Origin of the sequence: Ruegeria faecimaris, assembly GCF_900182615.1 — a bacterium.
GTDB classification, from domain to species: Bacteria; Pseudomonadota; Alphaproteobacteria; order Rhodobacterales; family Rhodobacteraceae; genus Ruegeria; species Ruegeria faecimaris.
Genome location: NZ_FXTE01000006.1, coordinates 30,048 through 49,686, shown reverse-complemented (window position 1 = coordinate 49,686; position 19,639 = coordinate 30,048). Strand labels below are relative to the sequence as shown.

At 57.5% G+C, this 19,639-nt stretch carries 16 protein-coding genes and 1 riboswitch; of the genes, 8 read left to right on the top strand and 8 right to left on the bottom strand.

The genetic code is table 11. The annotated features are described in order from the left end of the window. Positions 1-171 precede the first annotated feature (171 nt). From FN806_RS11885 to FN806_RS11865, 5 genes are read left to right on the top strand one after another with little or no spacing between them, the layout of a single operon-like run. A complete protein-coding gene (locus FN806_RS11885; protein WP_142637375.1) occupies positions 172-2,010 on the top strand; it encodes an ABC transporter ATP-binding protein in 1,839 nt (612 codons plus the stop codon). Continuing rightward, positions 2,007-3,839, top strand: a complete 1,833-nt coding sequence (locus FN806_RS11880) for an ABC transporter ATP-binding protein (protein ID WP_142637373.1) — start codon at positions 2,007-2,009, stop codon at positions 3,837-3,839. The genes FN806_RS11885 and FN806_RS11880 overlap by 4 nt, the downstream gene beginning before the upstream one ends. 38 nt (positions 3,840-3,877) lie before the next feature. Further along, positions 3,878-5,107 carry a class I SAM-dependent RNA methyltransferase gene (locus tag FN806_RS11875; protein ID WP_142637371.1) on the top strand — a complete coding sequence of 410 codons (1,230 nt, stop codon included), beginning with the start codon at positions 3,878-3,880 and terminating at the stop codon, positions 5,105-5,107. A gap of 20 nt (positions 5,108-5,127) precedes the next feature. Continuing rightward, the gene (locus FN806_RS11870) at positions 5,128-5,913 is read left to right on the top strand and encodes an ion transporter (protein ID WP_142637599.1); all 786 of its coding nucleotides are present in this window, start codon (positions 5,128-5,130) and stop codon (positions 5,911-5,913) included. Between the two features lie 58 nt (positions 5,914-5,971). Continuing rightward, on the top strand, positions 5,972-6,490 hold the full coding sequence (locus tag FN806_RS11865) for a L,D-transpeptidase family protein (RefSeq protein ID WP_142637369.1): 519 nt from the start codon (positions 5,972-5,974) through the stop codon (positions 6,488-6,490). Here FN806_RS11865 and FN806_RS11860 read toward each other — a convergent pair. From FN806_RS11860 to cysQ, 7 genes are all read right to left on the bottom strand, one after another. Next, positions 6,474-7,919, bottom strand: a complete 1,446-nt coding sequence (locus tag FN806_RS11860; protein WP_142637367.1) for a sulfotransferase domain-containing protein — start codon at positions 7,917-7,919, stop codon at positions 6,474-6,476. The two genes, FN806_RS11865 and FN806_RS11860, sit on opposite strands and share 17 nt — an antisense overlap. A gap of 6 nt (positions 7,920-7,925) precedes the next feature. Then, a complete protein-coding gene (locus FN806_RS11855; protein WP_142637365.1) occupies positions 7,926-9,626 on the bottom strand; it encodes a DUF5927 domain-containing protein in 1,701 nt (566 codons plus the stop codon). Then, positions 9,623-10,609: a glycosyltransferase family 2 protein gene (locus tag FN806_RS11850; RefSeq protein ID WP_142637363.1), complete on the bottom strand. Its 987-nt coding sequence runs from the start codon at positions 10,607-10,609 to the stop codon at positions 9,623-9,625. The genes FN806_RS11855 and FN806_RS11850 overlap by 4 nt, the downstream gene beginning before the upstream one ends. 146 nt (positions 10,610-10,755) lie before the next feature. Continuing rightward, positions 10,756-11,850: a glycosyltransferase family 2 protein gene (locus tag FN806_RS11845; protein ID WP_142637361.1), complete on the bottom strand. Its 1,095-nt coding sequence runs from the start codon at positions 11,848-11,850 to the stop codon at positions 10,756-10,758. Continuing rightward, entirely contained in the window at positions 11,810-12,793 is a 984-nt protein-coding gene (gene galE / locus FN806_RS11840) for a UDP-glucose 4-epimerase GalE (RefSeq protein ID WP_142637359.1), read from the bottom strand. The genes FN806_RS11845 and galE overlap by 41 nt, the downstream gene beginning before the upstream one ends. A gap of 48 nt (positions 12,794-12,841) precedes the next feature. Beyond that, the gene (locus FN806_RS11835; protein ID WP_142637357.1) at positions 12,842-13,642 is read right to left on the bottom strand and encodes a 3-deoxy-manno-octulosonate cytidylyltransferase family protein; all 801 of its coding nucleotides are present in this window, start codon (positions 13,640-13,642) and stop codon (positions 12,842-12,844) included. Next, positions 13,642-14,439, bottom strand: coding sequence for a 3'(2'),5'-bisphosphate nucleotidase CysQ (cysQ, locus tag FN806_RS11830; RefSeq protein ID WP_142637355.1), 798 nt, complete (start codon positions 14,437-14,439; stop codon positions 13,642-13,644). Before cysQ ends, FN806_RS11835 begins: the two co-directional genes overlap by 1 nt. A 122-nt stretch (positions 14,440-14,561) precedes the next feature. Here cysQ and FN806_RS11825 point away from each other — a divergent pair, with 122 nt between their 5' ends. Then, the gene (locus tag FN806_RS11825) at positions 14,562-15,383 is read left to right on the top strand and encodes an ABC transporter permease (RefSeq protein ID WP_142637353.1); all 822 of its coding nucleotides are present in this window, start codon (positions 14,562-14,564) and stop codon (positions 15,381-15,383) included. Here FN806_RS11825 and FN806_RS11820 read toward each other — a convergent pair. Further along, a complete protein-coding gene (locus FN806_RS11820; protein ID WP_142637351.1) occupies positions 15,380-15,982 on the bottom strand; it encodes an alpha-ketoglutarate-dependent dioxygenase AlkB family protein in 603 nt (200 codons plus the stop codon). The two genes, FN806_RS11825 and FN806_RS11820, sit on opposite strands and share 4 nt — an antisense overlap. Before the next feature lie 211 nt (positions 15,983-16,193). Between FN806_RS11820 and dnaK the strand changes: the two genes are divergently transcribed. After that, a complete protein-coding gene (gene dnaK / locus FN806_RS11815) occupies positions 16,194-18,101 on the top strand; it encodes a molecular chaperone DnaK (RefSeq protein ID WP_142637349.1) in 1,908 nt (635 codons plus the stop codon). 74 nt (positions 18,102-18,175) lie between these two features. Further along, positions 18,176-19,324 carry a molecular chaperone DnaJ gene (gene dnaJ, locus FN806_RS11810; protein WP_142637347.1) on the top strand — a complete coding sequence of 383 codons (1,149 nt, stop codon included), beginning with the start codon at positions 18,176-18,178 and terminating at the stop codon, positions 19,322-19,324. 167 nt (positions 19,325-19,491) lie between these two features. Further along, a riboswitch (TPP riboswitch) is annotated at positions 19,492-19,598 on the top strand. The last annotated feature ends 41 nt before the right edge of the window (positions 19,599-19,639 follow it).

The window sequence follows — 19,639 nt, the reverse complement described above, 5'->3', positions numbered from 1 at the left end:
ATGACAAGCCGGATCGTTTGTGTTTTCTTGCGCCTGTAACATGAATGGAGGGATGCGAATGTATTACGGGATCTGGTTCGGCTAAAGCCATAACACTTGACCCGTAGGGGTGGTGTTCTGGCGCCATCTTTTTTCGCATGACTTGTTATCTGCTCAATCGGAGCACTCTCTATGTTTCGCTATTTCGAAAATCTCGTCGACCCTTTTGTCGACTACGAAGAAACCGACACGCCGCCGACACGGCTGTGGCCCTTTATGTTGAACTATTCCCGCCCTTTTATGCGGGTGTTCTTCTGGGCCGGATTGATTTCGGTCGTGGTGGCCGCGGTTGAGGTCGGTCTGATCTATTATATGGGTCGCGTTGTTGACTTGCTGTCCGCCCCGCCGGACGAAGTTTGGCAGACCCATAGTACGGAACTGATCCTGGTGGCGCTTTTTGTGCTGCTGCTGCGACCCATGCTGCATGTCGTTGACGTGCTGTTGCTGAACAACACGATCCTGCCGAATTTTGGCACTTTGATCCGTTGGCGCGCGCATAAGCACGTGTTGCGGCAATCGGTGGGCTGGTTCGAGAATGATTTTGCAGGCCGCATTGCCAACCGGATCATGCAGACGCCGCCCGCTGCGGGTGAGGCCGTGTTTCAGGTGTTTGATGCGATTTCCTTCTCGCTGGCATACCTGATCGGCGCAGCCATTTTGTTGATGACGGCTGATGCCCGGATGCTGTTGCCGTTGTTGATCTGGCTCGTGCTGTATGGGTTTCTGGTGCATTGGACGGTGCAGCGGGTGGGGCCGGCTTCGAAGGCGGCCTCAGACGCGCGCTCGGCCGTAACGGGCCGGGTTGTGGACAGCTATACCAATATCCATTCCGTAAAGATGTTTGCCCATGGGGCACAGGAACTGGATTATGCGCGCGAAGCGATCGAGGAAACCCGCCGTACCTTTCAGGCTGAGATGCGGATTTTCACCATCATGGATGCGGTTCTGGTTGCATTGAACGGGTTGCTGATCGTTGGTGTGGTTGGCTGGGCGATTGCTCTGTGGATGCAGGGCAGTGCTACGGTCGGTGTGGTCGCGGCGGCCACAGCCCTGACCCTGCGCCTGAACGCGATGACCGGATGGATCATGTGGGCGCTGACCAGTTTTTTCCGCCAGCTTGGTGTCGTTGCCGAAGGCATGGAGACGATCGCTCAACCGATCGACCTGTTGGATGCGCCGCAGGCCAAGCCCCTGCATCTGTCCAATGGCAAGATCGAGATTCGTAACCTGTCGCATCATTACGGTCGCAAGACCGGCGGGCTGGATCATATCAACCTGACCATCGAGCCGGGCGAAAAGATCGGTCTGATCGGACGGTCGGGGGCTGGGAAATCGACCCTAGTTAAGCTCCTACTTCGGTTCTACGATGTGGAGCAGGGGGCCATTTTGATCGACGATCAGGACATTGCTCGGGTCACTCAGGACAGCTTGCGCATCCATATCGGTATGGTGCAACAGGACAGCGCGTTGCTGCACCGCTCGGTGCGCGACAATATCCTCTATGGCCGCCCCGAGGCTTCCGAAGAGCAGATGATTGCCGCGGCCAAACAGGCCGAGGCGCATGAGTTCATCCTTGACCTGCAGGACCCGAAGGGGCGTACCGGCTATGATGCGCATGTGGGCGAGCGGGGCGTGAAGTTGTCAGGTGGTCAGCGGCAGCGGGTGACGCTGGCGCGGGTGATCCTGAAGGACGCGCCGATCCTGTTGCTGGATGAGGCGACCTCCGCGCTGGATTCCGAGGTTGAAGCGTCCATTCAGGAAACGCTCTATGGCATGATGCAGGGCAAATCCGTGATCGCGATTGCCCACCGCCTCAGCACCATTGCCCAAATGGATCGCATCCTGGTGATGGATGGCGGCCGGATCGTCGAGCAGGGCACCCATTCCGAATTGCTGTCACAGGGCGGGCTTTACGCCCAGTTCTGGGCACGGCAATCTGGGGGCTTCCTGAACACGGAGGCAGCTGAGTGAAACTTGCCGATCTCATAGATCCGTTCAAACCCACCGAAACGCCCCCGCCGCAAAGGCTGGGGGCGTTCATTCGCTGGTGCCTGTCCGGAGCTTGGCCGATGATCCTTGTCGCCTCCGTGTTTTCGGCCTCGGCCGGGGCGATGGAGGCCGGAACCGCCTGGATGCTGGGTCTGGTGATCGACATGGCAAACGAAAGCGGGCCGGATGGGGTTCTGACGGCGGGCAATCTTTGGATAATTGGAGGGGTCGCCGCATTTTTCATGCTGCTGCGACCGGCGCTGTTTGGTCTTTCGGCCTTTTCCAACAACTATATTGTCATGCCCAATATCCCGCCCCTGGTTCTGGCCAAGCTGAACCGGTGGACTTTGGGTCAGTCTGTGACCTATTTCGACGACGATTTTGCCGGGCGGATCGCTCAGAAACAGATGCAAACTTCGAACGCGATGGCCTCGGTCGTGTCCGAGACGATAAGCGCAATGGTTTTTGCGCTGGCGTCTCTGGCAGGGACTTTGCTTTTGTTAGGGTCTATTCATCTGCTGGTCATGCTGCCCTTCGCCGCCTGGTTGGCGGTGTATTTCCTGCTGATCCGCTGGTATTTGCCACGCATCCGGGCACGCTCAGCGGCGCGGGCCGGGGCGCGGGCGATGGTGTCGGGGCAGGTGGTCGACACGATCACCAATATCAAAACCGTCAAGCTGTTCGCACATTCCGAGTTCGAGGATCAGGCGGCCCGAAACTCGATGGTCGATCTGCGCGAAAAGATGCTGGCCTTTGGCAAGCTCTCCGCCAGTTTTAGGTTCATACTGATGGTTCTGGCTGGGGTGTTGCCCGTGCTGTTGCTGGGGGTGACCTTGCTGCTGTGGCGGTCTGGGATGGCCAGCGCCGGTGATATCGTCGCCGCGGGCGCGATGTCCGTGCGGATTTCGCAGATGACCGGCTGGGTCAGTTTCACCCTGATGGGGCTTTATGCCAATGTCGGCGAGATCGAGAATGGCATGAAGACGCTCGCCAAGCGCGACCGGGTCGAGGATGCGGCAGGGGCAGCTAGGCTGAGCGTGCCAGAAGGTCAGATCGAGTTTGACCATGTCAGCTTTGCCTATGGCGGTGACATCGGCGGCGTGACCGACGTGCACATGACCGCTCATCCCGGCGAAAAGCTGGGCATCGTGGGCGCATCCGGTGCGGGGAAATCCACGCTCGTTTCGCTTCTACTCAGGCTCTATGAAGGGGAAAACGGCGCAATTCGGATTGATGGGCAGGATGTGTCACAGGTGACGCAGGACAGTTTGCGCAGTCAGATCGGGATGGTCACGCAGGAAACGGCGATGTTCAACCGCTCGGCGCGCGAGAATATCTTGTATGGCCGCCCCGACGCCTCAGAAGACGATATGATCGCGGCTGCGCAAAATGCCGAGGCGCATGAGTTTATCCTTGGCCTGCGGGATGCCCATGGCCGCAAGGGCTATGATGCGCATCTGGGCGAGCGCGGCGTCAAGCTGAGCGGCGGTCAGCGGCAGCGGATTGCGCTTGCACGCGCCATCCTGAAAAACGCGCCGATTCTGGTGCTGGATGAGGCGACCTCGGCCTTGGATTCCGAGGTCGAAGCCTCCATTCAGACCGCGTTGCATCGGGTGATGCAGGGCAAAACGGTATTGGCGATTGCACATCGGCTGTCGACGCTAAGCGAGATGGACCGGATCGTCGTTCTGGATCAAGGGCAGATCGTTGAAATGGGAAGCCATGACGACTTGCTGGAACAAGGCGGGCTTTATGCCCGGTTCTGGGATCGCCAATCGGGCGGGTTTATTCAGGCCGCCGCCGCCGAATAAGGGTTTTGTTGTGGGTAAAGCCCAGCTATCAGGCCCTCATGACGCAGCATTACAGCATTTTACGCCTTGGTCATCAGGGCGACGGCATCGCCGACGGACCGATCTACGCCCCCCGCACCTTGCCGGGGGAGGTGGTCAGCGGGACATTGGTTGGTCAAGTGCTGAGCGACATACGGGTCGAGACCCCCTCGGACCAGCGGGTCAAAGCACCGTGCCGGCACTACAAAGCCTGCGGCGGATGTCAGCTACAGCATGCCGCAGATGATTTCGTTGCGGACTGGAAGGTAGAGGTCGTGCGCAACGCGCTGGCCGCGCAGGGGCTCGATGCCCCGATGCGGCCCATTCACACCTCGCCCGAACGCTCGCGGCGGCGGGCCACGATTGCGGTTCGGCGGACAAAAAAAGGCACTATGGCTGGGTTTCATGGCCGCGCCTCGGACACGATCACCGAAATCTCTGATTGTCATCTGCTTGATCCGGCCCTGATTGCAGCTGTTCCCGTGGCCGAGGCGCTTGCCCCTTTGGGCGGTAGCCGAAAGGGGGCGTTGGCCGTTACGTTGACCCTTTCCGAGGGCGGTTTGGATGTCGCCGTCAAAGGCGGCAAACCGCTGGACGGTCCGTTGGAACTGGTCCTGGCACAGGCGACCGAGGCACATGGGCTTGCGCGGCTCAGCTGGGATGGCGAGGTGATCGCCTCGCGCCACGCCCCGGTTCAGCGATTTGGCGTGGCGGCTGTCGTGCCGCCTCCGGGGGCATTCCTGCAGGCCACGAAGGACGGAGAACAGGCTCTATTACAGGCAGTTCTGCAGGCAACCAAGGGCGCCAAGCGGGTTGTGGACCTGTTTGCGGGTTGCGGGACATTCTCATTGCCACTGGCCGAGGACGCCGAAGTACACGCGGTTGAGGGTGAGGCCCTGATGACCACCGCTCTGGATCAAGGCTGGCGTCGCGCGCAAGGTCTGAAACGGGTCACGACCGAGGCGCGCGACCTGTACCGCCGCCCATTGATGCCTGATGAGCTGAAGAACTTTGACGCGGTTGTCCTGGACCCGCCCCGCGCCGGGGCTGAGGCGCAGGTGGCCGAGCTGGCGCAGGCGCAACCGGCAGTGATCGCCTATGTCTCATGCAATCCGGTCACCTTCGCGCGGGACGCAAAAAATCTGATTAACGCAGGCTATACCCTTGAATGGGTACAGGTGGTTGACCAATTTCGATGGTCGTCACACACGGAACTTGCCGCGCGGTTTGCACTGAACCCCGCATCATGACCAAACAGGAGAGTTTCAGAATGGGGCTTGCCCAGCGCCTGCATGATATCACTGAAAACCCGACCTTCGGTCGGTTCATCACTGGTGTCATCATCTTCAACGCCATCCTGCTCGGCATGGAAACCTCACCGACGCTGATGGAGGCCGCGGGCCCTTTGATCGTGGTGTTGGACAGCCTCTGCCTAACGATTTTCGTGGCCGAGATTGCGATGAAGCTGGTCGCAACGGGGCGGCGGTTCTTTACCAATGGCTGGAACCTGTTTGACTTCATCGTTGTTGGCATCGCTCTGATCCCAAGCGCTGGCGGTCTTTCGGTGCTGCGGGCCTTGCGGATCCTGCGGGTCTTGCGGGTGATCTCGGTCGCACCACGGCTGCGCCGGGTGGTCGAGGGTTTCATCTCGGCCTTGCCGGGCATGGCCAGCGTTTTCCTGCTGATGGCGATCCTGTTTTACATCGGCGCGGTAATTTCGACCAAGCTGTTCTCGGGCACATTCCCGGACTGGTTCGGCGATTTGGGCCTGTCGGCTTATACGTTGTTCCAGATCATGACGCTGGAAAGCTGGTCGATGGGCATCGTGCGCCCGGTGATGGAGGTTTATCCCTATGCGTGGGTATTCTTTGTGCCTTTCATCATGGTTACGACATTTGCCGTGGTGAACCTGTTGGTCGGTCTGATCGTGAATTCAATGCAGGATGCCCATCACGCCGAGGATGAGGTGAAAACCGATGCCTATCGTGATGAGGTGCTGGAAAGGCTGGAATCCATCGAACGCCGTTTGCTTGAGCAGTCGAACAGCAAAAAGTGATTTCAGTTTTCTGGATTTCTGGCATAATCACTAAAAAAAGCAGAAGCAGGCATTAAACATGGATCGTCGAGCATTTGGAATGGGTGCTGTGGCTACGCTGGGTCTTTCGGCCTGCGCCTCGGCCAACCCCAGATTTCTGGCCTATGATGGCCCCGAGGTGACCTCTATGGTCATCAACAAAAGCGCGCGGAAGCTTTATCTTCTGCACAATGAACATGTCCTCAAGGAATATAAGGTCGATCTTGGCTTTGCCCCCAATGGCACCAAAACAAAACGCGGCGACGGCCGCACGCCAGAGGGCACCTATCTGATCGACCGGCGCAATCCCAAAAGCCGCTATCACCTGTCGCTGGGGATTTCCTATCCGGATTCGAAGGATATCGCAGAGGCCAAGGCTGCGGGCGTTGATCCGGGCGGTGACATTTTCATCCACGGCGAGCCGAAAACCCGGTCCGAGAAAAAGCGTGCCAAGAAGCAATCGGATTGGACGGCAGGGTGCATCGCTGTCAAGAATGAAGAGATCGAAGAGATCTATGCGATGGTGAATCGCGGCACAGTGATTACGCTGCGCCCGTAGCCGGCTTCCAGACGTCAAACCCGAATTGCATATAGTCGCGCTGGTAGGTTTCGGCCGCCAGCGCCTCAAGTTTGGTGTCATAGATATCGCTCAGGGAAAACGGGATATCTGGTCTGGTATTGCCGGGCGCGGGCGGGCTGTCATGACCCAGCGGCCGCGCCAGATCCGGCAGGGCAGTTGCAATTTCTTCCTCGCGCAGGATTAGATCCGGCAGGGCAAAACCGACTACGCCCTCCAACACCTGCGCCTGACTGCACCAAACGCCGTCAACGCGCACAGGGGTTTGTCCCGCCAGGTTTTGCCGCAGGAAGGTCAGAAAAGCCGAGAATGCCTCATAATGCTGCTCGATGGGGTAGTTTTCAGCGCGTAACTGTCCGGGGATCGGAAGCTTGAACCGGTTGCGCAGCATATTGCGGATTTTCAGATAGGCGCCGGGCTCGGTGCTGAGGATATAGGAACAAAAGGCCGAATGTGCGCGTACCAGCGGGTGCCGCACCACGGTGAATTTGCGATGCCCCGGATGATTCTGTAACCACTGGCGGGTCTTTTTGCGGTTTTGATCAGTGATCAGATCATCCGCACTGATTGAATCAAGCGCAGCCATCCATTGCTTCACAACCCCTTCGATGCCGCTCCGCACGGGCAGATACATTAACGGGGTTTTCGGCGTGGCGACATAGGTCGCAACGGCCGCGCCACGCCGGGGTTCAAAATTCGGAGTTCTGTGCAGGCTGAAACTGTCGATGCGCGACAAGGCCTGTTCGGTCTCATCAGGGTTTGTCACCTTGGACAAGGCCGGCTCAGGGTTCTGGGGTTTGAGCGTGTCGTCGATCGTGGTCAACCGGCCCGATACCCCAAGCCAGGCCGCCAGGCCGTTCAGGCTGTCGAGCCGGTTCAGATCGTCGTAAGCGATGAAAAAGGCGGTTTGCCCGCTGGCCTGAAGATGATGCAGCAAAGTCAGTTGAAAGGCCTGTTGCTGGTCCAGATAGGTTTCGAACTCACGAGGGTTGAAGGCGATCTGCTCGGTGCGCCGCCGCTTGACGTTTTTCAGCTGCCATTGCTTGGTCTCGCGCGCGATCTTCAATGAGATATAGCTGTCTAGAGGGTTGCGCGTCAGAATGATCTTGGCGCAACTCGGGTCATCCAAAACAGGCTCTAACACACGCGGATCGTGGCCCTGGAAAAAGCGAAACCCGTTCATTTCACCGTCAGCTGATCGGATGGCGTTCAGCAGGGTTTTAGGGTCATTGTCGCGTTCTTCGAGAGTGACGCCCAGCAGGCTGTCCCCCTTTAGCCTGCCAATGAAATGAGGATTGAAGGCCTCACCATGGCTGGAGACACCTTCCAATGCGTTCAGATTTGCCTCAAGCAGGTTCGATCCGGTCCGCATGGCGGCAAGTATTACGAAATAGTCGAATTTGGATGACATGAAACGCTATTGCACCAGATATGGTTTTCGATAAGGCCTGAGTTGCCGGCCAAAAATGTCATCGGCTGGAAAATCTCCCATAAGATAAGGGTGCATACCCTGGTTCTTTAGGTTTTGCAGGAACTTCCCGAACCCGGACAGGTCGACCATCGTAGGGGCTTGGGTCAGGTGGCTGGGGTTCTGGCATCCGGTTTCTTCCAGAATGGATTGCAGAGGCTCCATCGGAGATTCCACAAACTCGGCCAGCGACCAGGTGCGCACTTTGGCCTTGGTCCAGACCGAAGTTAAAACCTCAAGCTGTTTGGTCTCGATTTGTTGCAGGCGGGCGGCTTCGTTTCGGATATCCGCGAAATTTCCATTCGAACGGAACAGGGGAATGGCCCAGGCGCCTGTGACAACGGAAATCTGCGCATTTCTGTCGCGCGCCAGAAACCAGTTGATGTCCTGCGTATCCGTGGGGCCAAATTGAAAGCACTGCTTCTCGCCCCGAGTATTCCAGATCAGGTTCGACAAAAACGCCGTAGGATTATAGTCCCGCAGGCTGGCACAATCGCTTAGTGCGCCGTTGACCAGAGGCGCCCCGCCGGCGAATTCCGCACGTTCGGGACCGAAGAGGTGACCGTGGACCTTTGTTCCGGTGGCTTCCGACAGCCAGGGCTCGAAATCTGCGAACAGTTCGGTAAACCCTTGGAATACCGAATAGGGGAACGACGTCAGTCCGTTTTCGCTGCCGTGGCGGGGAAAGCGGCTTTGCATATACAGGCCATCCCGGCCTCGAGTCCTGCGCTCGACCGCTTTCGAGAACAACCGGTCGATCTTGCCCGGGTTGGGTTCAGTAGGCTTCATCGCCTGTGCCTGGTTGGTCAGAAACGCCTGATAAAGCCGATTGGCCTGGGGCCAGATCTTGCGTGCTACAAAACAGTCCGACCGTCGCAATAACTGTAGATGATCGTCATAAAAGATATGCGGGCGACCTTGATAATCGAATTTGGACAGCGTCAGAGAGCGACTTTCGATATGTGTTGAATAAAGCCGGGTTAGGGTCTGAAAATAGCTTTCGTCGGGAATCCAGACGCGCCGGAAATAGCGGTCATATGTTTTGCGTTTGGGATCTTGCAGAATGGCCGACAGCGTTTGACGGGTCAGGCACCACCATTGACTGCCCATATGTGGCACCAGACCTTCGGGTATCGACCGTCGGATTCCGATGGTCCGCTGTAGCTTTACGTAAGCGTCGAACAATTTGCGCTGTTTACGCCACGAGAACGGAAATCTCAGCGTAAATCGTTCCTGATCCAGTCCGCCAATCGTCCAGCTTACATCAGCTGTTGTCGCGCTTTCGATAAAGTCGACACGGGGCCGTTCCGCTAGATATGTGACCAGTTCATCGACGGGCCGTAGCGGCAGGCAGGCGCCCGAGGCCAGAAAGATATGGTGTACATCGGGAAAGGCCTTCAGCATCAGTTCAGCCGCTGATTGCGAGGCTGCAACAATGCCCCAACCGCCCCAGTTGCAGGTGTGGCGCTCCGAGAACCGGATCAGAGGTTCGTCCGCACAGGAGGCTACAAAGCCATCAAAAACAGTCTCCGCTACCTTGAGGTCGACATGGATCACCACCGGGCAGCCGGATGCCGCCCAATGGCGCGCGACCTGTTGCGCCCTTGGAAGCGCGGCATGCACCAGCATGATGACGCCAAGGCTGCTCATGCCCAGTTCCCTTTCGACATGAGGCCAAGAATCTCAAGCTGTCGCCAGTTGATATAAGCCTCGGACCGGTCGCACCAAAACACCGGACGGTCGTTCAGCCCTTCGGCATAGGCGCGATATTCGCCGGACCCGCGATAGTGCTGACGCCGCTCCATCTCTTCATGTGCCTTGTCACCCAGGGTGTTGATCAGCTTGGCATGCAGCAACGCCCCGCTGGTTTTTTCGCCGCCCCAATCGTCATAGACTTGGTTCAGCCCGCGTGGCAGCAGCGAATGGGTCGAACTGACATAGACATATCGACGGTCCCACTTGACCAGCGGTATCTTGTTCAACGCAGGCGCCTTTTCCGGAGCCTGGCGGAAAAAGACACGGGCGCGCGGCCCACCCTGTATCCAGAGATTCCCGTATTCAGGGTTTTTGCTGATCACATAATTCCCGGCATCGAACCAACGGGCAATCTCGAAGGGGTCTTGCCCCTCACGATAGGGTTCGGCATCTACCGGGCCCTGCGGGTACATGTCGATCAGCATGGTGCCGAAACTGCGGACGGCACAGCCATCAAGCCAGTCGGTCAGGGCACGAATGGGCCGCGTGTCGCAGAACGGATAGATGAAGAACTCATCCGGATCGACCGTCAGAACCCAGTGCCCATCGGCGTATTTGCGCAGCAGATAGTTCGACCAATCAGTGCCATATGTGGCCCGCTTATAGCTGCCGTTGGACTGCCAGACCGATACGTCCGGCTGACTACTCAGAAACTCGCGTGTGCCGTCGTCGCTGTTGTTGTCCACAAACAAAAAGCGATCAACGCCAAGTTTTCGGTAATATTCCAGAAAATAGGGCAGGCGGATTTTTTCGTTTCGCACCACGCTCATCAACAGGATGTCACCGGGTTGAATGGCGTTGGTTTTGTCGGAAACCGCTTCTAATTCGCGCCGTTTGCGAACGCAACGCAACAGGCGGCGCTTGCGCCGCAATCTCATTCGGTATGAATCCAACAGGCTCACGCGACTGCCCAACCTTTGTTTATACGCGAGCATACCCGGAGCCTGAACAAGCCAGAGTGGAGCCGGGCGAATGCCATTTTATGCCACTTTACCATCTAATGAAGCAACGCATTTAAAAGTAGTTAGTCCGAAACGTTGTTTTTCCAGTCAGTTTTGCCCATCAAGCCAAGCTCACACAGTTGGCGCCATCCGATATATTCCACCGATTGTGGATCCCACATGATCGGGCGGTTAATTATGCCGTCATAATAGCTGTCGAACTCCGCCGGGTCGTGAAAATGCTGCGCTCGGGTTTTCTCGATTCTTGATTTGATGACCACCTCGGGCAGGAACTTTGTGTGCAGTAACACGCCTGAAGGGTCGTTGCTCCCCGGTCCGTCATATGTGGCGTTCAAACCTCGGGGCAGGGCGGAATGGCAGGAGTTCACGTAAGCATAGTGCCGCGACCAGCGTACCAGCGGAATTTTGTTTAAAGTTGGTGACCGCTCGGGCCGGTCAGCAAAAAACACGCGTTCCCGTGCACCGCCTTGAACCCAGAGGTTACCCAGCGGCGTTTGCCGTTTGGCGCGCAACGGGCCTGGATCAAACCAACCCAAAACTTCGGTCGGGTCGGTCCCGGGGGCATAGAGCTGTGCACCGAGCTGATCTTTGGGGTAGAGGTCCAGCATCAGCGCCCCGAAAGCGTCGCGCCCCTGCACCTCTAGCTGTTGGGTCAAATCTTGCAGCGGATGGCTGTCCCATTCGGGATAGATAAGCAACTCATCCGCATCCACCATCAAAGTCCAATGACCGTGACCAAATCGCATCTGTAGCCAGGTCAGCCAATCCAGCCCGTATCGTGAGGCGCGATAGCTGGCATCGGTTTGCCACAAGGATACATCCGGTTGATCTTTAAGATATGCGACCGAGCCATCATCGCTGCCGTTGTCCACGATCAGAAAATGATCAACGCCCAGCGACCGGTAGTGATGGAAATACCAGGGCAGGCGCGTGATTTCATTTCGCAGGGTGGTAAAGACCAGTATCGCACCTGGGCGTATCTGGTCGGTTCGGTCGACCAGTTGGGTTAACTGATGGCGGCTGCGAAAGGATCGCCACAACAGCCGCCTGCGTTTCAGGCGCAAGCGATAGCGTTGCACCCATCCGATTGGCGGCAGGGTATCGCTCACGCGGCCCTCATCTGTCGTAATGCCCGTTCTGATGCCAGCGCCAGGCATCGGCAATCATCGTCTCTAACACGGATCTTTTGGGGGACCAGCCCAGTTCTTGCCCGGCCCTGTCCGAGCCCGAAACCAGCTTGGTGCAATCTCCGGCGCGGCGCGGGCCGATGGTATAGGGCACCGCGCGATTGGTGACGGATTTCGACTGGTCGATCACTTCCATCACCGAAAAGCCAGAGCCCGTGCCCAGGTTGAAAACGCGGCTGTCCTTTCCCTGTTCCAGCCATCGCAGCCCCAGAACATGCGCGTCAACCAGATCGCAGACATGCACGTAATCGCGGATACAGGTGCCATCGGGCGTGTCATAGTCGGTTCCGAACACAGTCAGCCCGTCGCGCTTGCCGTCAATCGCATCCAACATCAGCGGAACCAGATGGGTCTCGGGGCGGTGGAATTCGCCTACCTCTCCGTCCGGATCGGCGCCAGCCACGTTGAAATAGCGAAAAATCACGTGGTTCATCCCGTGAGCGGCATGGAAATCACGCAGGATATCCTCGATCGCGCGTTTGGAGGCGCCGTAAGCGTTCAGTGGATTTTGCGGGGTGTTTTCGTCGAGGACCACCTTGTCATGTTCACCATAGGTGGCGCAGGTCGACGAAAACACGAAATCCAGACATCCAGCCGCCACGGCGGCCTCGATCAGGGTCAGCGAACCGGTGACATTGTTCGCCCAATATCTTCCGGGTTCGGACATCGCCTCACCCACCTGGCTGAGCGCGGCGAAATGCATCACGGCAGCGGGCTGATACTTGGCAAAAACCTCATCCAACCGCGCCCGGTCCAGCAGATCACCCTGTGCGAACGGGCCAAATTTGACCGCGTCCTGCCAACCGGTGATCAGGTTGTCATAGGTGACAGGTGTGTACCCGGCCAGCGCCAGCGCCTTGCAGGCATGGGATCCGATATATCCGGCACCGCCGGTTACAAGGATATGTGTCATATCAGATCCCGTTATTCCGGTTTTTCAGGGTGCGACAGCCTGCGGCACTCAGTCCAGCCCCATCGCGGCCATCATCTCTTCAAGTTTGGGAACGTCCTGCGGATTGTTTAGTTCCCAGAACTGGCGGCCTTTGGATTCGACTTCAACACACAGAACCTTACGCCCGTTTTCCATGAAACGCAGCTGTTCCAGCCCTTCCAGTTGCTCTAATGGACCGACAGGCCAGGACGGATAAGCCGCCAGCGCGTCAGGGCGGTAGGCATAGACGCCGACATGGTGAAACACCGGCGTTTCCTCCCCGCCCGCATAAGTCTGTGAAGTAAAGGGCACGACCTCTTTCGAGAAATACATCGCGCCGTGATCAGCGGCGAAAACGGCGGTTGTTCCACCGACGCGCCCGTGTTTGCGGTCATTCAGCAGGCTGTTGAGTGCATCTCCGTCGCAGCGCAGAACCGGAGTGGCCACCCCAGCCTTAGGTGCGGCACGCAGACCGGCGATCAGATCTTCGACGAACCAATGAGGGGTCAGCGGTGCATCGCCCTGCAGGTTCACCACGATGTCATAGCTTGCGCCCAGCACATCATGCGCTTCGGCGCAGCGTTCGGTGCCATTGCCACAGGTTTCCGAGGTCATCACAACCTCGGCCCCGAACCCTTCGGCCACCTCGCGAATGCGGTCGTCATCGGTGGCAACCACAACGCGGTCCACGCCCGAGACCGAACTGGCCGCGCGCCATGACCGCTCGATCAGAGTCATTGCATTGCCACTGGCCCCGGTGAGCGGCACCAGAGGTTTGCCCGGATACCGGGTCGAGGCGTAGCGGGCGGGAATGGCGATCAGAACGGACATCAGGCCTCCTTCAGGTCTACACCCGGAGCGTAGGCGATAAAGAACGGGTTTGCATAGCCGTCCTTGCCATAGGTCAGCGGCGCATGATTGTCGAACCGGACAACTTTGCCGCCCGCACCTGTCAGCACGGCGTGACCTGCTGCCGTATCCCATTCCATCGTGCGGCCAACGCGGGGATAGATATCTGCCTCGCCCGTCGCAATCAGGCAGAACTTCAGCGACGAGCCCGCGCTTTTGCTGTCCTGCACTTGATATTTGTTGATGTAATCGTCGGTCGCCTGGTCACGATGTGACTTCGAGGCCACGACCAAAAGCGCGGAATTGTCTGGATCAGAGACCGAAATCGGAGTCACGGCACCGGGTTGATCCTTGTCCAGCGCGCCGGTTTCCTCGACCGATTGCCCGTCGGCCAAAGTATAGAACATCCGGCCGCGGGCTGGCGCATAAACCACGCCACGCGTTGGGGTGCCGTTTTCGACCAACGCGATATTAACGGTGAAATCGCCGCGCCGGTTGATGAACTCTTTGGTGCCATCCAGCGGATCAACGATCAGGAACGTATCGCCTTTTTCAGAATGCGAGGCGGCCTGTTCCTCAGTCACCAGCAGGATATTGGGGAACGCTGCACGCAGACCGGCCGAGATCAGCGCATCGGCGGCCTCATCTGCTTCGGTCACGGGGCTGGCATCGGATTTGACCTTCACGTCAAACCCATCCGAGTTATAGATGTCCATGATCGTATCGCCCGCTTCCAGGGCCAGACGTCGGATGACGGGGATGAGGGCGTCATAGGTCACAAAAAAGCTCCGTTCCTGTGATTTGTTGATCGAATAACCTGACGGCCTTATGCTGTGCTGGTTACGGAACGGCAAGAATTTCGTGCCAGATTGCAGGCAATAATACAGGAAAGACGCTTCGGGTGTTTTATTACAAGCGAAACCGGTCGCTTATAGGCGGTGCGTTTACGACGGCGGAACTGGTGTTTCACGCCGTGGTCCGGAATGTCCGATCTCAACATAGCAATGCTGTGCTTTCGGTGCTTATCAATATTTTCCAGGTTCTGGTGCTGGTGAGTGTGTTTTACGTGATCATGTCCCTTCTTGGCGCGCGCGTTGCCAAAATCCGGGGTGAGTTCATTCTGTATCTGCTGTCTGGGGTTTTCCTGTTTCTGACGCACATTAAAGCCGTCGGTTCGGTTTCCGGATTGGACACGGGTAATAACCCGATGATGCTGCATTCGCCGATGAACATGATGGTCGTGCTTATGGCTGCCGCTTTCGGGTCGCTGTATACTCAGGTTTTGACAATCGTCATCATCCTGTTTGTCTACAGCGTATCGGTTGCTCCGCTGGAAATTCAGGAGCCCGGTGGCGCCTTTGCCATGCTGATGCTGGCCTGGTTCACGGGCTGTGCGGTCGGCGTGGTGTTCATGGCGATCAAGCCCTGGTTTCCGACCACTGCCACGATCATGAGCACAATTTACCGGCGCCTGAATATGGTGTTCTCGGGAAAAATGTTCGTCGGCAATGCGCTGGGCGGGTTCATGTTGACCATGTTCGCCTGGAATCCGTTGTTTCACATTATCGACCAGTGTCGGGGTTTCGTTTTTCGGAATTACTATCCGCGCAATACCAACTGGGAATATCCTGTCTGGGTCGGGTTGGCTCTGTTGTTGATCGGCTTGCTTGGAATTTTCTTTACCCGCCAGCATGTGTCGCAAAGCTGGAGCGCACGCCGTTAACCCGCCACGCGCAAGGTCAGGTTGATCCGCCCGCCCTTTGGCAACAGTTTTGAAGACCCGAAACGAATGCGATCTACCCCGTGATAGGTTAGGCGCGCGGGTCCACCCATCACGACAACATCGCCCGAGCCAAGCCAGATCGATTCCGTTTTGCCCCCTCGGGTCGTGTTGCCAATGCGGAACAACGCGTCGTCACCTAATGAGATCGAAAGGACCGGCCAGGAAAAATCGGCCTCGTCCTTATCCTGATGGAGGCCCATTCGCGCCCCTTCGCCATAGTAATTGACCAAGCAACAGTCGGGGTCACGTTCGGGGCTGGCAAGATCGCGCCAGATATCCAGAATGCAGTCTGGAATGGCGGGCCATTCCATACCCTTTGGATGGTGCGGCTGGTACCTGTACCCGTTCTTGTCAGTGACCCAACCCAGCGCCCCGGCCGAGGTCATGCGAACAGACATTTCCTTGCCCGAAGGGGTGGTCGGGCGGAACAAAGGTGCTGATTTCAGAATCGGACGCAACAGCGTGATCAGCTGTGCCTGGGCAGCTCCGTCAAGGTAAGCTTTCCTGATTTCAAAACCGCGTAAAAGCAGCCGCGCCATTCCAGATTCCTCAATCCTTGCCAAAACCTTGCTAAAAAGGCTGCAGATTCCTGAAAACCTGCATTTGTGAATGCTTGCAGGCCCCTGTTCCCGTCCTTATATACGCCGGGACGCGCGATGGTGTAGGACCATTGCGCAAATCAGATCGGGGCCAGATGCCATAACGGGTCGGGCCTCGGGACATCGCCTTGAAGAGAAAGGGATTGAACATATGGGAAAAGTAATCGGGATTGACCTCGGCACCACCAACTCGTGCGTTGCCATCATGGACGGCTCGCAGCCAAAGGTCATCGAAAACGCCGAAGGGGCGCGGACCACGCCCTCGATCGTCGCCTTCACCGAAGATGAGCGACTGGTCGGTCAGCCTGCGAAACGCCAGGCGGTCACCAACCCTGACAACACGGTTTTTGGCGTCAAACGCCTGATCGGTCGTCGTGTGGATGATGCCGAAGTCGAAAAAGACAAGAAAATGGTACCATACGCCATCGTTGATGGCGGCAATGGCGACGCGTGGGTCGAAGCCCGCGGTGAAAAGTACTCCCCAAGCCAGATTTCGGCCTTCACTCTGGGCAAGATGAAGGAAACCGCTGAAAGCTACTTGGGTGAGGAAGTCACACAAGCCGTTATCACCGTTCCGGCCTATTTCAACGACGCACAGCGTCAGGCGACCAAAGATGCCGGTAAAATCGCCGGCCTGGAAGTGCTGCGGATCATCAACGAACCGACAGCTGCCGCTCTGGCCTATGGTCTGGACAAGGAAGAAACCCAAACCATCGCGGTTTATGACCTTGGTGGCGGTACCTTCGACGTAACCATTCTGGAAATCGACGACGGGTTGTTCGAGGTTAAATCGACCAATGGCGACACCTTCCTGGGTGGTGAAGACTTTGACATGCGCATCGTCAACTACCTGGCGGATGAGTTCAAAAAGGAACACGGTGTCGATCTGTCTGCCGACAAGATGGCCCTGCAGCGTCTGAAAGAAGCTGCTGAAAAAGCCAAGATCGAACTGTCCTCGACTTCGCAGACCGAAATCAACCAGCCGTTCATCTCGATGGGGTCGAACGGTCAGCCGCTGCACATGGTCATGAAACTGACCCGTGCCAAGCTGGAATCGCTGGTTTCGGACCTGATCAAAAAGTCGATGAAACCCTGCCAGGCCGCGCTGAAAGACGCAGGTCTGTCGGCTGGCGACATTGACGAGGTTGTTCTGGTCGGCGGTATGACCCGGATGCCGAAAGTGATCGAAGAGGTCACCAAGTTCTTCGGTAAAGAGCCGCACAAGGGTGTGAACCCGGACGAAGTGGTTGCCATGGGCGCCGCCATTCAGGCCGGTGTTCTGCAGGGCGACGTTAAAGACGTTGTTCTGCTGGACGTGACACCGCTGTCGCTGGGTATCGAAACGCTGGGTGGCGTGTTCACCCGACTGATCGACCGCAACACCACGATCCCGACGAAAAAGTCTCAGGTCTTCTCGACCGCCGAAGACAACCAGAACGCCGTGACCATTCGCTGTTTCCAAGGGGAACGTGAAATGGCTGCGGACAACAAGATCCTGGGTCAGTTCAACCTCGAAGATATCCCGCCAGCACCGCGCGGCATGCCGCAGATCGAGGTGACTTTTGACATTGACGCCAACGGCATCGTCTCGGTTTCGGCCAAGGACAAAGGCACTGGCAAAGAGCAGAAGATTACCATCCAGGCATCGGGCGGCCTGTCCGACGAGGACATCGAAAAGATGGTCAAGGACGCCGAAGAGAACGCGGAGGCCGACAAGGAACGCCGCGAGCTGGTCGACGCAAAGAATCAGGCGGAAAGCCTGATCCACTCGACAGAAAAGTCGATGGAAGAACATGCCGACAAGGTTGATCCAACAACCATCGAAGCCATCGAGCTGGCGATTGCCGCGCTGAAAGACGAGCTGGAAACCGAGAATGCCGACAAGATTAAGTCGGGCATCCAGAACGTTACCGAAGCGGCCATGAAGCTGGGCGAAGCCATCTACAAAGCGCAAGCTGAAGACGGCGAAGATGAACCTGCCGCTGCGGATGCTGCACCGGGCGAGGATGACATCGTCGATGCCGAGTTCGAAGATCTGGACAACGACAAGCGTAGCTAACGGGTAACCGGGCCAATTCGGGCCGGTCCGGTCACCGGGCCGGCCCGATTACGTTGAGGCAGAAGGAAATACTGATGTCAAAACGCGACTATTACGATGTGCTCGGCGTATCCAAGGGTGCATCAGCGGACGAGATCAAGAAAGGCTTTCGCAAGAAGGCCAAAGAATTACATCCCGACCGCAACAAGGACAATCCGGAGTCAGAGGCACAGTTCAAAGAAGCGAACGAGGCCTATGACGTCCTGAAAGATGCTGAACGCAAGGCGGCTTATGACAGGTTCGGTCATGCTGCATTCGAAAATGGCATGGGCGGCGGTGGCCGACCTGGCGCTGGCTTTGGTCAGGGCGACTTTTCCAGTGCATTTTCGGATGTGTTCGACGACCTGTTCGGCGATTTCATGGGCGGCCAACGGGGCGGGGGCGGTGGACGTCGTGCCGCACGCGGTTCGGATCTGCGCTATAACCTGCGCGTCTCGCTGGAAGAGGCGTATTCAGGTCAGCAGAAAACCATCAATGTCCCGGCAGCGGTTGCCTGTTCGTCCTGCGACGGATCTGGGGCTGAAGGCGGTGTTGAGCCCACAACCTGTCCGACCTGTTCGGGTATGGGCAAGGTGCGTGCGCAACAAGGCTTTTTCACAGTAGAACGCAGCTGTCCAACCTGTTCGGGCCTGGGTCAAATCGTCAAGAACCCCTGCAAATCCTGTCAGGGTGCGGGCCGTGTTGAAAAAGAACGCGCCTTGTCCGTTAATATTCCAGCCGGTGTCGAAACCGGCACGCGCATTCGTCTGGCCGGTGAAGGCGAGGCTGGAATGCGAGGTGGTCCTCCGGGCGATCTATACATCTTTGTAGAGGTCTCAGATCACAGGCTGTTCGAGCGTGACAGCGTGAACCTTTATTGCCGTGTGCCGGTCAGCATGGCCAAAGCCGCTCTTGGTGGTTCGATCGAAGTTCCGACCATCGACGGTGGCCGCGGGCGTGTGCAGATTCCAGCGGGCAGCCAATCGGGTCGCCAGATGCGCCTGCGCGGCAAGGGCATGCCAGCCCTGCGCGGCGGCGGTGTTGGAGATATGTTCATTGAGCTGGCCGTGGAAACTCCGGTAAACCTCACCAGCCGCCAGAAAGAGCTGCTGCGCGAGTTCGACGACCTGGGTGAAGATAATCACCCGGAATCCAACAGCTTTTTCTCCTCCGTCAAATCCTTCTGGGACGGGATGAAGGGCTGAAGTCTTTTCCCAAAAAAAGGGGGCGCTGCCCCCCGCGACTCCCCCGAGGTATCTAGGGCCAGATGAAGCGGGTGATCCGCATTTCATCTGGCCAAAAATACCTCGGAGCGCGAGGAAGAGCCTCGTAATTCTTCGCTTGATTATTGTCGCCGCTCCTGAGATGGTCCGCGCAACCGTTGGGGTGCCTTGTTCGCAAGGCTGAGAGGTGCAGCTGCATCAACCCATCGAACCTGATCCGGGCAATTCCGGCGGAGGGAACGGTCTTATGAATACAGACTTTCTATCCTCCGTTGTTGCCCCTAGAAGATGGAGCAA